13 protein-coding genes are annotated in these 14073 nt (G+C 46.2%); 2 read left to right on the top strand and 11 right to left on the bottom strand.

Annotation, left to right across the window (positions count from 1 at the left end):
- The first annotated feature begins 232 nt into the window (after nucleotides 1-232).
- A complete protein-coding gene (gene rbr / locus KQI32_RS00475) occupies nucleotides 233-820 on the top strand; it encodes a rubrerythrin (protein ID WP_216423508.1) in 588 nt (195 codons plus the stop codon).
- A gap of 234 nt (nucleotides 821-1054) precedes the next feature.
- On the opposite strand, the gene KQI32_RS00480 is transcribed toward rbr, so the two are convergent.
- Nucleotides 1055-1264: a hypothetical protein gene (locus KQI32_RS00480; protein WP_177689531.1), complete on the bottom strand. Its 210-nt coding sequence runs from the start codon at nucleotides 1262-1264 to the stop codon at nucleotides 1055-1057.
- Between the two features lie 768 nt (nucleotides 1265-2032).
- Here KQI32_RS00480 and KQI32_RS00485 point away from each other — a divergent pair.
- Nucleotides 2033-2470, top strand: a complete 438-nt coding sequence (locus KQI32_RS00485) for a cupin domain-containing protein (RefSeq protein ID WP_374197050.1) — start codon at nucleotides 2033-2035, stop codon at nucleotides 2468-2470.
- 246 nt (nucleotides 2471-2716) lie between these two features.
- Here KQI32_RS00485 and KQI32_RS00490 read toward each other — a convergent pair whose 3' ends face one another.
- The 10 genes from KQI32_RS00490 to KQI32_RS00535 all read right to left on the bottom strand — a co-directional run bounded on the left by KQI32_RS00490 (nucleotide 2717) and on the right by KQI32_RS00535 (nucleotide 13771).
- Nucleotides 2717-5161 carry an ATP-dependent Clp protease ATP-binding subunit gene (locus KQI32_RS00490; protein ID WP_177689534.1) on the bottom strand — a complete coding sequence of 815 codons (2445 nt, stop codon included), beginning with the start codon at nucleotides 5159-5161 and terminating at the stop codon, nucleotides 2717-2719.
- 39 nt (nucleotides 5162-5200) lie between these two features.
- Entirely contained in the window at nucleotides 5201-6193 is a 993-nt protein-coding gene (locus KQI32_RS00495; RefSeq protein ID WP_177689529.1) for a protein arginine kinase, read from the bottom strand.
- A complete protein-coding gene (locus tag KQI32_RS00500; protein WP_177689528.1) occupies nucleotides 6183-6680 on the bottom strand; it encodes a UvrB/UvrC motif-containing protein in 498 nt (165 codons plus the stop codon). Before KQI32_RS00500 ends, KQI32_RS00495 begins: the two co-directional genes overlap by 11 nt.
- 47 nt (nucleotides 6681-6727) lie before the next feature.
- A complete protein-coding gene (locus tag KQI32_RS00505) occupies nucleotides 6728-7168 on the bottom strand; it encodes a CtsR family transcriptional regulator (protein ID WP_177689527.1) in 441 nt (146 codons plus the stop codon).
- Between the two features lie 389 nt (nucleotides 7169-7557).
- Complete coding sequence (locus KQI32_RS00510) at nucleotides 7558-8091, bottom strand: inorganic diphosphatase (protein ID WP_177689526.1); 534 nt, start codon at nucleotides 8089-8091, stop codon at nucleotides 7558-7560.
- On the bottom strand, nucleotides 8088-9764 hold the full coding sequence (gene ptsP, locus KQI32_RS00515; RefSeq protein ID WP_216423510.1) for a phosphoenolpyruvate--protein phosphotransferase: 1677 nt from the start codon (nucleotides 9762-9764) through the stop codon (nucleotides 8088-8090). Before ptsP ends, KQI32_RS00510 begins: the two co-directional genes overlap by 4 nt.
- Before the next feature lie 109 nt (nucleotides 9765-9873).
- Entirely contained in the window at nucleotides 9874-10131 is a 258-nt protein-coding gene (locus KQI32_RS00520) for an HPr family phosphocarrier protein (protein ID WP_216423511.1), read from the bottom strand.
- Between the two features lie 27 nt (nucleotides 10132-10158).
- Nucleotides 10159-12054, bottom strand: a complete 1896-nt coding sequence (locus KQI32_RS00525) for a fructose-specific PTS transporter subunit EIIC (protein WP_216423512.1) — start codon at nucleotides 12052-12054, stop codon at nucleotides 10159-10161.
- Nucleotides 12051-12977 (bottom strand): 1-phosphofructokinase, encoded by a 927-nt coding sequence (gene pfkB, locus KQI32_RS00530; protein WP_177689521.1) that lies wholly within the window; start codon nucleotides 12975-12977, stop codon nucleotides 12051-12053. The genes KQI32_RS00525 and pfkB overlap by 4 nt, the downstream gene beginning before the upstream one ends.
- Entirely contained in the window at nucleotides 12974-13771 is a 798-nt protein-coding gene (locus tag KQI32_RS00535) for a DeoR/GlpR family DNA-binding transcription regulator (RefSeq protein WP_308167024.1), read from the bottom strand. Before KQI32_RS00535 ends, pfkB begins: the two co-directional genes overlap by 4 nt.
- Nucleotides 13772-14073 lie beyond the last annotated feature (302 nt).

Raw genomic sequence — 14073 nt, forward strand, 5'->3', positions numbered from 1 at the left:
TAAGACAAGGAAAAAGCGCAGATCATCCTGACGGATTGACGAGCATTTTGACGCAGGATTGCGGAAAATTTGCCTGTGGAAACCATATTGTGTTCGACTCTCTAATGCTTAACAACGCTGCAAAAAATAATCTTAAAAATAATTTTTTGAAATACAGTTCATCATAATTTTTTCGAAACTGGAAATCCTATCAGAGATATTGAAATATTTTTCGGACAAGGAGGATTTTCAGATGGATTTTAGAAACAGCGAAACCAAAACAAACCTGATGCGCGCTTTTGCCGGCGAAAGTCAGGCCAGAAACCGCTATGTCTTTGCCGCCTCCCAGGCAAAAAAAGAACATCTTCATGTCATTGAAGCGGTCTTTACCTTCACGGCGGCCCAGGAGAAAGAACATGCTGAGATTTTTTATCATCAGATGAAAGAACTGGCTGGTGAAAATATCACGATTGACGGGGCTTATCCCATCGATCTGTACGACAGTATGTACGACGTTCTCAAAGCAGCACAGCACAATGAATATGAGGAATATGATCCGGTTTACAAGGCCTTTGGCGATAAGGCGAAGGAGGAAGGATTTTCCCGGACAGCAGCCATTTTCCATAATATCTCGGTCATTGAGAAGACGCACAGCGACCGCTTTGGAAGGCTTGCGCAGATGCTCAAGGAAAACAAACTGTTTGTCTCGGACGTGGAAACCGGCTGGATGTGCTTAAACTGCGGCTATGTCTTTCACGGAAAAGAAGCCCCTGCTGTCTGTCCGGTCTGTGAACACGACCGCGGCTATTTTATCCGGTTGGAGCTGACGCCTTTTATCTAAATAAAGAATTAACCCGCTGTTATTGATATAGCGGGTTATTTTTTACTGTGTGATATTTGTTCCATAGACTCTCTGATAGAGTTTCAGCAATTCCATATTCTTTTTGATCTCTGCAGGATTTCCTAGGCTCGTGCACATTTTTTTGCAGCCGCATGGAATGATGTCCTGTCTTCTCAACGCGGAAAACGTTCTGTTCTTACAGCGTTTTATTTTTCTGCAGCATTTCACTGTTGCTCACTCCCATCTTTCCTCTTCATCAAATTCCAAAAGAGAGGCACAAATTTCATCCATATTACCGTAGTCCATAACAAGCTGCACCATATCCTCCGGAATCATACCCTGCAATTCCTCAAGCACATCCATTTCTTTGAGTATTCCCTCCTCCAATGCATACAGCAACATGTCCTCCTTCCGCTCAAACATCTCATTTTCAAGCAAAAACATTGGACACCTCCTTTCCCTGTCGTTCTCCTCCGCATCCGTGAATCGATATTTTTTGGCACTTCCATTTTTTAGTTTTTTCAATTACATCGAACGCTGGAATCTGCATATTGTTTTCACAATTCTCCGCACACATATCGGGGTTTAAAGATGAATAAAGTATGAGATAAAACCTTTTACTCTTCTGACAAAAACAGCTTCGAAAGAATAAGCACCGTATCGAATCCATTTTATTCCATGGATTCGCCGATATAATCGCAAATACGCTGTTCGTTATTTTTTGAGACAATTAAGCATTAGGGAGTCAAACCCCATATGCCCTGCACTTGTTAAATTTCCGCCTTTTCGGATTGTCGGTCTTGTAAGGCGTCAGCCTTGCTGCACCCTTACGCACCAAAAAACGAAAATTTGCCTATGTGCAGGGTCGCAGAGTTTCCACAGAGCAAATTTTTTCGTAAAACAAGGAAAAAGCGCAGATAATCCTGACGGATTGACGAGCATTTTGACGCAGGATTGCGCAAAATTTTCCTGTGGAAACTATATTGGATTCGACGCCCTAATGCTTAAGAGAAAATTCACTGTCTGACACGGATGACACCTTTATTTGATTCTATTATAAAATAGTTCCATACCATATGCAAGGTTCCCGTTCCGTAGATTTCCGCCGCGCCTTTTCCATGATGGCATTGCCCTCAATGCAGCGATTCATTGGAAGAGATCACTTTTCCCAGATGAGTTCATATGATAATAACAGGAAAGGAGGTATTCCCCATGCAATACAGAAATGCTCCGGAACAGAATTTTAATGATTACGGCCCAAATCCGTTCGCACTCAATATTTCCATGGCTGCGAGAAGAAATGATGCATTCCGCCGTGCCCTGTGGACCGGAAATCATCTGCAGGTTACACTGATGAGTTTAAATCCAGGAGAAGATATCGGATTGGAGCTTCATCCCGATGTTGATCAATTTCTTCGGGTAGAATCAGGCAATGGTATGCTCCGAATGGGCAGCAATAAAAATAATTTAAATTTCCAACAATATGTACATGAAGGATTTGGGATTGTTATTCCCGCCGGCACTTGGCATAATTTGATCAATACAGGCAGCAGGCCTTTGAAACTTTACTCCATTTACGCTCCCCCGCAGCATCCGAAGGGAACGGTTCACCGAACAAAAGCGGATGCGGAGGAAGCAGAACACTCATAAAAATACAAGTCTGCTGTCTGCACTATTTTTTGATACATGCAATCGCGCACAAATCGGTGCAGTTACCTATGTTGTAATGAAAGAAAGAGTTCCACCTTATTGAAAAAATTTTCATTTTGAAAGCACAACTTTTCCATACAATTTTCCAGACTGCAAAAAATAGGAAAAAGCCGTATCATTCGCATGATACGGCTCTTTCCCTTTTTATTCCAATCGTTGAATAAAATACTTTTCCTAAAAACTCTTTTATTTCTCGACCGCTATTTTATCATCCTTGGCAATCAATTTAATGCGGTCCCCTTTCTTCACCTCACCGGACAGCAGTTCCTCGGAGAGCATATCCTCCATTTTGGACTGAATTGCCCGTCTCAGCGGCCTTGCGCCATAGGTTATGTCAAAGCCTTCTTTTCTCAGGTATTCATAGACAGAATCATCCACATCCACATCAATCCCTTGAGATTTCACACGGTTTACAAGCTCTCTTACCATAATCTTGGCGATCTCTTTGATCTCATCGCCCGTCAGCTGGCGGAATACAATGATCTCGTCAATCCGGTTCAGGAATTCCGGACGGAACATCTTTTTCAGTTCTCCCAGCACATCCGCTTTGATGGTTTCATAATCCCGTTCCTTTTTATTTTCCTCTGTTTCCGCTGCAAACCCAAGACTCTTGCTCTCGTTGGTAATCAGCCTTGCCCCCACGTTTGATGTCATGATGATAACCGTATTCTTAAAGTCTACCCTGCGTCCTTGAGAATCCGTCAAAATGCCGTCCTCCAGAATCTGCAGAAGGGCATTGAAAACATCCGGATGTGCTTTCTCGATTTCATCGAACAGGATAACGGAATAGGGATTTTGCCGAACCTTCTTGGTCAGCTGTCCTCCCTCCTCGTGACCGACATAGCCGGGAGGCGATCCAATCAGACGGGACACGGAGTGCTTCTCCATATATTCTGACATATCAATACGGATGATGGAATCTTCATTGTCAAACAGTACTTCCGCCAATGCTTTGGACAGTTCCGTTTTTCCAACACCGGTCGGCCCCAGAAACAGGAACGAACCGATCGGCCGTTTCGGATCCTTTAAACCGGCTCTTGAGCGCCGGATCGCTCTGGCCACGGCGCTGACCGCTTCACTCTGGCCAACCACCCTTTTATGAAGGGTATCCTCCAGGTGAAGAAGGCGTTCGCTCTCCTCCTGCGTCAAGCGTGCAACCGGAATCTTTGTCCAGCTGGACAGTACCTCAGCAATGCTTTCCTCCGTAACGGTCGGATAATTCTTTCCGTTCTGATCGCTCCAGTCTTTTTTCTTCTCTTCCAATTCCGTTTTTAATGAAGTCTCTTCATCCCGCAGTTTCGCGGCACGTTCAAAGTCCTGTGCTGTAATGGCTTCGTTTTTTTCGTTTTTCAGCGTTTCCAGTTTATCTTCCAGACTCTTCAAATCCGGCGGAGCTGTCAGATTTTTGATGCGGATTTTAGACGCCGCTTCATCGATCAAGTCGATCGCTTTATCCGGCAGAAACCGGTCGGTGATATAACGCGCGGATAAATTTGCCGCCGCTTTCAGCGCCTCATCTGTGATTTTTGCTTTGTGATGCGCTTCATATTTGTCACGGATGCCTTTTAAAATCTGAATCGTCTCCTCCACACTGGGTTCCTCCACCGTGACCGGCTGAAATCTTCTCTCCAAAGCAGCATCTTTTTCGATATATTTGCGGTATTCGTCCAGCGTGGTAGCGCCGACAATCTGAATCTCGCCTCTGGCGAGAGACGGCTTTAGAATATTCGCCGCATCGATTGCTCCTTCCGCAGCTCCTGCGCCGACAATCGTATGAATCTCATCCAAAAACAGAATAACATTTTTGGCGCTGACCACTTCCTCCAGCACTTTCTTGATCCGTTCCTCGAACTCACCGCGGTATTTCGCCCCAGCCAGCATGGACGTCAAATCAAGGGTGACAACCCTTTTATTCTTCAGTGTTTCAGGCACTTTGCCCTCCACGATTTTCTGTGCCAAGCCTTCGACGATAGCTGTCTTTCCAACGCCCGGTTCCCCGATTAGGCAGGGATTGTTTTTCGTCCTTCTGGACAAAATTTCAATCACGCGCTGGATCTCCGCATCACGGCCGATAATCGGGTCGGTTTTGCCGTCACGGACACTTTGATTCAAATCTTTCCCATATTGGTCAATCGTAGGTGTCTTGGCACTTTTCGAAGAACCGGTTCCCTTGGCAGGCGTTGCGCCAAGGTTATCCGAATCCTCTATTAAGTCCACAATCTCCCGTTTGATACGGTCAGGGCTTTTCCCTAAGCTTTCTATGATCTGGCAGGCGACGCAGTCGGTCTCCTCCAAAATTGCCATCAGCATATGCTCGGTACCGATAAAACTATGGTTTAAAGATCGGGCAATCTCGAAGCTCATTTCGATGATTCGTTTTGTACGGGGAGTCAGTGCTCTCTGATATCCCTCCCCGGCTGTACCGGTTCCAATCATCTGACTGATCTGCTGGGCCACCTTTTCCTCCGTCACTTCATTTTTCTCCAGGATATTATAAGCGATTCCGCTGCCCTCACGGATGAGACCCAGCAGCAGATGCTCGGATCCAATATAGTTATGCCCGAACTGAGCAGCCGAGTTTTCCGCCAAATTGATTGCGGCGGCCGCTTTTTGGGTAAATCTTTTTTCCATCATGGTTTTCAAACCTCCTTTGAATCGGCAGTAATCCTTTTACTGCAGTGTTTTTTTCAATATCTCCGCTCTCGCTTTGTCCCTTCTGGCGGCATCCATATTCTCCTTTGAACTGTACAGGATCGTGTACGGACCGCACCGATAGAGCAGATCGTTTAATGTTTTCCAGCTCATATCCGGCAAGATTCCCATGGACACGCCCAGCCGGACATAGCTCCAAAGATTCATAAACTCTTTATAGGATATGAGATAGGCGTATTTTAGGATACCATAGCTCCTGGAAATCTTATCAATCAGGTTGTCATTTTTCAGCTTCTGGCGGAAGCTGATCTCCTGGTCGATAATTTGATTTACTACATTTTCCAGCTTGTCTATGGTTTCTTTTTCCGACAAGCCGAGGGTGACCTGATTGGAAAATTGAAAGATATTTCCCAATGCTTCCGAACCTTCGCCATAAATTCCCCGCACCGTGATGCCAAACTTGCTTACCGTGGAAATCAGCTCATTCATTCGGTTCGCCATCACGATGGCCGGTAAATGAAGCATAACGGAAGCCCGAAGGCCTGTACCAATATTGGTGGGACAGCTGGTCAGATAACCGTAATGCTCATGAAAGGCATATTCAGCGCCTTCCTCCAGCAGATTATCCAGCTTGTCTGCCTGCATATAAGCTTTCCTTAAATCATACCCCGGCTCAATGACCTGAATACGAATGTGATCCTCCTCGTTGAGCATAACACTGATGGTCTCATCCCTGCTGACAATCACGCCGCAGGGATGCTCCAGATTCAGCATATTGGGGCTTAGCAAATGCTTTTCCAGAAGGGAGCCGCCCTCTCTTTTTAATCCCTCTCTGTCGACAAACCGGAATTCCTCTTCCGCCGCCGAGCTGGCTGTCAGCATACAGCCTTTTGCTGTTTCTATCACTTCGGTTGCCTGCTTGTCACTGATTTTCGGAAGAAAGGGAAACTTTTTATAGTTCCTGGCCAGCCTTATCCTTGTGCTTATTACAACACTCTCCTTATTTGTCATTGGTGGATTCTCCTTTCTCCAATTCCCTAATTCTATCGCGAAGCTGAGCGGCCTGTTCAAAGTTTTCTTCCTCGACCGCCTTTCTGAGCTCATATTTTAAGTCGTCAATCTCGCGTTTTACTTTCAAAGGCGCTGCGGAACGCTGCGGCAGTTTTCCCACATGCTCGATATTGCCGTGAATGGATTTCAGCATCGCATCGATATATTTATCAAAGGCAGTGAAGCAGTCACTGCAGCCGAATTTGCCCAGATTTTTAAATTCACGGTAAGTCATATCACAGGTGGGACAGCGCATTTCATCGGTATCCAACTGCGGAGTGAAGTCCTTAAAGAAAGCGGAAAAAAGCTCATCGGCCGGAAAAGATGGAAATTTAATGTTTTCACTGGCCGCACAGTCGCTGCACAAATGCAGTTCCATGACGTTTCCGTTAATATTTTTGATGATTTTCACATTGGCAGGATTCTTTTGACATTTTTGACACAACATAAAGATTACCTCCTTTAAATTCTCTGTTAACTCTATCCTTGACGATTCTACATCAGTTTAATCAGCATATTTTTTAAAATATTCGCCCTTACCAGATCGCGGACCTCTCCTGCCGGAGCCAGTGTAATATCGCTTAAAGCGGATATCATCAATTCCGCCTCCCTGCGCTCAACGATATCATTGTCATAGAGCGTACCGATATACTGGTACGCCTCCTGCTGCTTGATAGCGCCACCTATCGAATGAATCAGATTCATCAGATAAGAATTTTTATCCATCGCAAGCCTCCGGATTCGGATATAACCGCCGCCTCCCCTGCGGGATTCCACGATAAATCCGTTTTCCGCAGTGAAGCGGGTGCTGATCACATAGTTGATTTGGGAGGGCACACAGCCGAATTTATTGGCTAAATCGGCACGCCGGATTTCCAGTTCATTGTCTGTCATCTCACTTTTTATATATTCTTCAATAATATCAGATATTCTCATTTTTACCGCCCCTCTTTTGACTTTGACTTTCTTTGACTTTCATAGCTTTATTATACGCAGAAAGTTTCAGAAAGTAAAATCCTAATTTTAACTCGTTTCCAAGGTTTTCTCTTATTTTCTGAAAAACAGAGAAATTTTATACGTTTTTCTTATCTTTTTACACGATTTCTCTTTTTTTCATTTGATTTCTCAAAATAAAATGTGAATTTTATGTAAACTTCAAAAACGATACTGATTTTTCAAACATCAAAGAAGAACAAATTAAATTTTTTCGATCTTTTCCTTCTTTTCAGAATTTCATACCTGCTTTCGGCAGCGCCTATATCCGAAAAAGAAAGCAGTGCTCCGGCAAAGAGCACTGCTGTTTCAGGACAATAAGCGTTTTCAAATCATTTACAGTAATATGCAATATAGTTTTCAATTGCCTGCTCAATAATTTTGACAGCTTCGACAGGTCCGCTGACTTCATTGACGGCAGTTTCTTTTCCCTCCAGCGCTTTATATACGGAAAAGAAATGGCTCATCTCATCAAAAATATGCTGTGGAAGCTGTTCGATACTGGTATACTGTTTATAGGTAGGATCATTATAGGGGATAGCAATGATCTTCTCATCCTTCCTTCCATTGTCAATCATCGAAATGACGCCGATCGGATAGCTTCTCACCAGTGTCAGCGGATGAATTTCCTCCGAGCACAGCAGAAGCACGTCCAGCGGATCCAAATCATCCGCATAGGTTCTGGGAATAAAACCATAATTGGCGGGATAGTGGGTGGAAGTATACAAAATTCTGTCCAGCACCAGCATTCCGGTTTCCTTGTCCAATTCATACTTCTTTTTGCTGCCTTTCGGAATCTCAATCACGGTTATAAAATCCGTAGGACTGATCCGCTTTGGACTGATGTCATGCCAGATATTGCTCACAGCCTCTCCCCCTTTTCTATCTTTTCAAGAATCGTTTTACGGCATGCATCCAAATTGGTTTCCCGGATTTTCTTTCTGAGTCTCAGAACAAACGGCGGGGAGACGGAGAGCTCATCAAACCCCATTGCAAGAAACGCCTCGGTCAGTTCCAAATCCGCTGCCAGCTCTCCGCAGATACCCGCCCAGATACCGTTTTTATGAGCGTTGTCCGCAACCAGCTTCAGCATGTGCAGAACCGCTGGATGGTGCGCGTCATAAAAGCGATCCAGCTGGGGATTCTGGCGGTCAACCGCCAGGGTATACTGGGTCAGATCATTGGTGCCGACGCTGAAGAAATCGACCTCCTTGGCAAGCTGATCGCTTACGAGAGCAGCCGCAGGGGTCTCTATCATGATTCCCATCTCCAGCTTTTCATCAAAGGGCAGGTTCTCCGCCTTTAATTCTCTCTTCACCTGTTCCACGATCTTTTTGATTTCCTTTATTTCAGATACCGAAGTGATCATGGGAAACATCACCGCTATGCGTGAAAAAGCGGAAGCGCGGAACAGAGCCCGAAGCTGGGTTTTAAAGATTTCCTGACGTTCCAGGCAGATGCGTATCGCGCGGAATCCCATCGCGGGGTTTTCCTCCGGCGGGAGCTGAAAGTAATCCGCCTGTTTGTCGGCGCCGATGTCCAGCGTACGGATAATCACTTTTTTCCCCGCCATATTTTCCGCCACCGTTTTATAGACGGAGAACTGCTGTTCTTCGGTTGGATAGTCACTGTTTTCCAAATACAGAAATTCACTGCGGAACAAACCGATTCCGCCGGCGTCGTTTTTGAGCACACTTCCCACATCGGAAAGATTTCCGATATTCGCATACACCTCTATCTTTCTGCCATCCTGTGTGATATTCTCCTGCCCTTTGAGCTGTTCCAGCAGTTGTTTCTTCTCTATTTCATTTTTCTGTTTTTCCTGGGCTTTTCGAAGCGTTTCCTCGTCCGGCTCAAGCACCAGAGTTCCCTCAAATCCGTCCAGAATCGCTGTCATGCCGTTATACTCCGGCTTCAGCGCAATATCGGTATTGATAATCGCAGGAATATTCATGGTCCGTGCCAGAATTGCCGTGTGGGAATTCGCCGATCCGTGAACCGTCACAAAGCCCAGCACCATATTCTTGTCAAGCTGGACAGTTTCACTGGGAACCAAGTCATCCGCCATAATAATAACCGGCTCCCCGGAAGAAAGAGCGGAATCCTCCGAGCCGCTCAGTATGCCAATCAGCCGTTCCGACACGTCCCGGACATCTGCCGCCCGTTCTTTCATATAAGCGTCCTCCATGGATGCAAACATCTGGGAAAAGTTGTCGCCCGTGGTTCCAACCGCATACTCCGCATTCACCTGCTGGGTGTGAATAATATTTTCGATCGACTCACAATAGTCCAGATCGGTCAACATCATTTGGTGAATATCAAAAATCATGGCATTGGCTTCGCCGACTTCAGAAACCGCCTTTTCAAACAGGTTTTTCAGCTGGCGTACCGCCTCATCCCGCGCCGCATGAAACCGCTCTGTCTCCGCCTGAACATCTTCAATATGATAGCGTTTTATCTTTTGCTCTTTGCGTTTATAGAGCGATATTCTGCCAATGGCAATACCGCCGAATACACCTTTTCCTCTGAATTTTTCCATTGTCTCCACCTCTTTTCGCTGTGTGAAGGGAACGCTCCCCTTCCGTACGGAAAACGGACGGATAGGAAATCCGTCCAGTTCTCCAGATACGAACAGTCATCCAGCCTATTTAAAGATTTTCTTTTAGAAATGCCTCCATCGCGGCGATCGCTTCCGCCTCGTCTTCCCCTTCCGCGGTCACGGAGATGGTTTCACCTTTCTTGGCAGCCAAAGCCATCACTGCAAAAATCCGCTTCGCGTCTCCGGCTTTGTCTCCTTTTTTTATCTGAATATTACTCTGAAATTTGCCTGCTTCTTTTACAAGCAAACCGGCCGGTCTTGCATGGATTCCCTCCGGATCCGTGATAATATAGTCAAATTCTTTCATGGTAAACTTCCTTTCTCCGATTTTATTTTAAGACAATGATTGTTCTTCTTGAATTGGCTTTTTAAATAGTGCAAGCAGAATCATCCCTACAACGGAGCCTGCCAGCAGAGCCACAACATACCACAGGGGATTGCCCACCACGGGGAAGACAAACACACCGCCGTGAGGGGCTCTCAGCGTGCACCCAAACAGCATGGACAGTGCTCCCGCAACCGCGGAGCCGATTGCCGTGGCAGGGATGACACGCAGAGGATCCGATGCCGCAAAAGGAATAGCTCCCTCCGTGATGAACGCCAGCCCCATAATATAGTTGGTCAGTCCAGACTGCCTTTCTTTCCTGGTAAACCGATTTTTAAAGAAGGTGGTGCACAGTGCGATGGCAATCGGCGGAACCATACCGCCAACCATGACCGCCGCCATGATATCCAGCTGTCCCGTTGCAATGGAGGCGGTTCCGAACACATAAGCCGCCTTGTTCAGCGGACCGCCGAAATCAATAGACATCATTCCACCCAGAACAAAGCCCAGGATAATCTTGCTGCTCTCTCCCATGCTGTTGAGCGCGCCGGTCAGCCAGTTGTTGAAAGCGCCGACCGGAGGGTTGACGACAAACGTGATAATGGCTCCAATGGCGAGAATCCCCACGAGAGGATAGATCAAAACCGGCTTGATTCCTTCCAGGCTCTTCGGTAGCTTGTCGCACAGCTTTCTGAGACCTACAATCAGGTAACCAGCAATGAAACCGGCAAGCAACGCGCCGAGGAATCCGGATCCGCCGTCCTTCGCCAGCAGTCCGCCGACAAAACCGACTGCCAGAGCGGGACGATCCCCGATGCTCATAGCGATAAAGCCCGCCAAAATCGGCAGCATAAAGCCAAAAGCAGCATCGCCGACCGATTTTAGAAATGCCGGAAAGGGTAGATTAGAACCAAAATTACTTGGGTCTATCTCATAATTATCAAACAAAAACGCCAGTGCAATCAAAATGCCTCCGCCGATGACAAAGGGCAGCATATGGGAGACGCCGTTCATCAGATGCTTGTAAATTTTATGTGCCGCACCTTCCTTATCCTCATGGGAACCTGCGTTTTCTCTCTGCTTTTCACCGGAATGATAAACCGGAACGTTTCCGCTTAAAGCTTCCTGTATCAGTTCTTTCGGCTTGTGAATGCCGTCGGCAACCTTCGCAAACAGAACCGGTTTTCCGTCAAAACGTGCGGTTTCCACATTTTTGTCCGCCGCAATGATAATACAGTCTGCCTCCTCGATCTGTTTCCGTGTCGGTACATTTTTTGCACCCCCGGATCCATCGGTCTCCACTTTAATGGAAATGCCCATTTCCTCGGCGGTGTTCTCCAAATTTTCCGCCGCCATATAAGTGTGGGCGATCCCGGTCGGACAGGCAGTCACCGCGATCAGCCGGAAGCCGTCCCGGGGTTTTTCTTCCTTTTTCTCTTCTTCAAATTTTTCTTTTTCCGCCTGATCCACCAGACTTAAAAATTGCTCTTTGCTGCCGGCAGAAATCAATTTTCTGCGGAAATTATCATCCATGAGCAGAATGGAAAGCCTTCCCAAAACATCCAAATGAATGTTTTCTTCTGTATTTGGTGCCGCAATCATAAATATCAGCTTTGCCGGCTCTCCATCCATGGATTCAAAATCGACCCCTTGGGGCAATACCATAACACTCAGCCCCGCCTTTTTCACCACATCTGTCTTTGCATGTGGGATGGCGACGCCTTCGCCGATACCAGTGGTTCCCTCTTTTTCACGGGCGAGAATACACTCTTTATAAACCTTCTTATCCGAGATGTTGCCTGCTGCCGCCATCAAGTCAACCAGCTTGTCGATGGCTTCCATTTTATTGGAAGCTTTTCCGTTCAGCTGCATAGCGGATTTGTTTAGCAAATCTGTAATTTTCATGATTTTTCCTCCCTCTCTTTTTCGTATTTTTTCATTAATTTCAATACGTCTTCCCGAACGGCCAGCCACTCGGAAAATGCCGAAGCGCTTCCTGTGCACAGTCCCATTTGAAAAGCGTATTCATAATCCTGTTTCTCCAGGTATCCCGCAAGAAAACCTGCCACCATGGAATCTCCGGCGCCCACCGAATTAACCACCTTTCCCTCCGGCGGAAGGCTGTGATGGACGCCGCCCGTTTCATCCAGCAAAACGGCGCCCTCTCCCGCCATGGAGATCAATACGTTGCGTGCCCCCAGCTGCTGCAATTTTTTTGCGTAAAACACAATTTCATCCTTGCTGTACAGCTCCGTGTCAAATATTTCTCCCAGTTCATGATTGTTTGGTTTTATTAAAAAAGGCCGGTATTTTAAAACATTTAACAGCAAATCCCCTGTAGCGTCTACCACCGAGCGGATTTTTTTATCGGACAGCCTTTTTAAAATAATCTCATAGATATCTGCCGGAAGTGTGTTGGGAATGCTTCCGGCCAGCACCAGAATATCGTCCCCGCGCAGCTGTTCCAATTTTTCATATAGAATACAGATATCATTCTGTGTAATCTCCGGGCCCTGTCCGTTGATCTCGGTTTCTTTTTCCGCTTTCATCTTTACATTGATACGCGAAAGACCGTTTGGAATGTCTATAAAGTCCGTTTCACATCCAAATGCCTCGACCATCCGCTGGATTTGCTTTCCGGTAAAGCCGGCTGTAAATCCCAGTGCCCGGCTGCCGAATCCAAGGTTTTTCAGAACAACGGAAACATTGATCCCTTTTCCACCCGGATAGATTTCCTCATGCTGCGTCCGGTTCACCTGACCCAGCGTTAACTCCTTCATCCTGACCACATAGTCCAGCGCGGGATTAAACGTTACGGTATAAATCATCCTTCCACCTCCACTACATTCGTGTGCGATTTGAATTGCTTATCGGAAAGGCAGGTTGTTATGATAGAGGCGTCAGAAAGCTTGCCGAAAGAAACCGACGAGACTTTCCCAACTTTGGTGGGATCGGTTAAAATGTATCCCCTTCGGCAGCGTGATAACGCTTCCCGCTTCACCATGGCCTCCTCAATATCGGGAGTCGAATATCCCTCTTTGAGGCTGACTCCGTTTGTTCCAAAGAATCCGATTGTAAAATGATATTTTTTCAGACCTTCCATCGCCTCCGCGCCAATAACCGCCTCCGTCCTAGCCTTAACTTTTCCTGGAAGAATATAGACCTGAAAGCCTGCCTTTGCCAGTTTCCTGGCCAGCACAATTCCATTGGTGACATAAACCGCGTTGTGATTGCTCAAATAGTCCGCAACCATCTCTGTTGTGGTTCCGGCATCGAAATAGACAAAATCATTTTTGCTGACCAACTGTGCCGCCCGGGACGCAATTTTGCGCTTTTCCTCCATATTCAAGGTATACTTCAGCTCTACTTCCGCCTCTTCCGCTCCGTAGCTATCCGCAATCGCCGTTGCACCGCCATGTACCTTATTAAGTTTTCCAATCCGGTCAAGACTTACCAGATCCCGGCGTATTGTGGATTCTGATGTGTCCAGCAAATGTGTCAATTCCACTACAGTCACCGCTTTTTTGGTTTCCAGCAGACGCAAAATAGCCGCATGCCTTTCCTCCGTCAGCATGAACAATCCCCTTCCTCTTCCTGTGTTGTGTCTTTCATCTGACATCATGATACCACCATATACAGTCAAAGTCAATCATTTTCACTCAAAATATCATCCAAATTCATTCATCATTTTTCAGCATATTGCACTATTTTGAATATTTATGAATCATTCTTCCTAAATTATTCTCTTTTTTTGCTCATTTTATGAGCGATTTTGAACATTTATTCAAAAAGATCGTAATACTTTTTCATTAAGAAGTGTTGCTCCGTTATGCAGCGTTTCAACTTTGCAAAGCGGAAACATATAACTGCGGGCAAGATGTCCCCCGCCTCTTAAGGCGGCGGGATTCATATCCGCGATCAGCG

Source organism: Acetivibrio sp. MSJd-27, assembly GCF_018918095.1.
In the GTDB taxonomy this organism is placed as follows: Bacteria; Bacillota; Clostridia; order UMGS1840; family HGM11507; genus HGM11507.

Excerpts from the sequence above, each read along its gene's own strand:
- rbr (WP_216423508.1), top strand. The coding sequence starts at position 233 with ATGGATTTTAGAAACAGCGAAACCAAAACAAACCTGATGCGCGCTTTT.
- KQI32_RS00480 (WP_177689531.1), bottom strand. The coding sequence starts at position 1,264 with ATGTTTTTGCTTGAAAATGAGATGTTTGAGCGGAAGGAGGACATGTTG.
- KQI32_RS00485 (WP_374197050.1), top strand. The coding sequence starts at position 2,033 with ATGCAATACAGAAATGCTCCGGAACAGAATTTTAATGATTACGGCCCA.
- KQI32_RS00490 (WP_177689534.1), bottom strand. The coding sequence starts at position 5,161 with ATGGAAAAAAGATTTACCCAAAAAGCGGCCGCCGCAATCAATTTGGCG.
- KQI32_RS00495 (WP_177689529.1), bottom strand. The coding sequence starts at position 6,193 with ATGACAAATAAGGAGAGTGTTGTAATAAGCACAAGGATAAGGCTGGCC.
- KQI32_RS00500 (WP_177689528.1), bottom strand. The coding sequence starts at position 6,680 with ATGTTGTGTCAAAAATGTCAAAAGAATCCTGCCAATGTGAAAATCATC.
- KQI32_RS00505 (WP_177689527.1), bottom strand. The coding sequence starts at position 7,168 with ATGAGAATATCTGATATTATTGAAGAATATATAAAAAGTGAGATGACA.
- ptsP (WP_216423510.1), bottom strand. The coding sequence starts at position 9,764 with ATGGAAAAATTCAGAGGAAAAGGTGTATTCGGCGGTATTGCCATTGGC.
- KQI32_RS00520 (WP_216423511.1), bottom strand. The coding sequence starts at position 10,131 with ATGAAAGAATTTGACTATATTATCACGGATCCGGAGGGAATCCATGCA.
- KQI32_RS00525 (WP_216423512.1), bottom strand. The coding sequence starts at position 12,054 with ATGAAAATTACAGATTTGCTAAACAAATCCGCTATGCAGCTGAACGGA.
- pfkB (WP_177689521.1), bottom strand. The coding sequence starts at position 12,977 with ATGATTTATACCGTAACGTTTAATCCCGCGCTGGACTATGTGGTCAGG.
- KQI32_RS00535 (WP_308167024.1), bottom strand. The coding sequence starts at position 13,771 with ATGATGTCAGATGAAAGACACAACACAGGAAGAGGAAGGGGATTGTTC.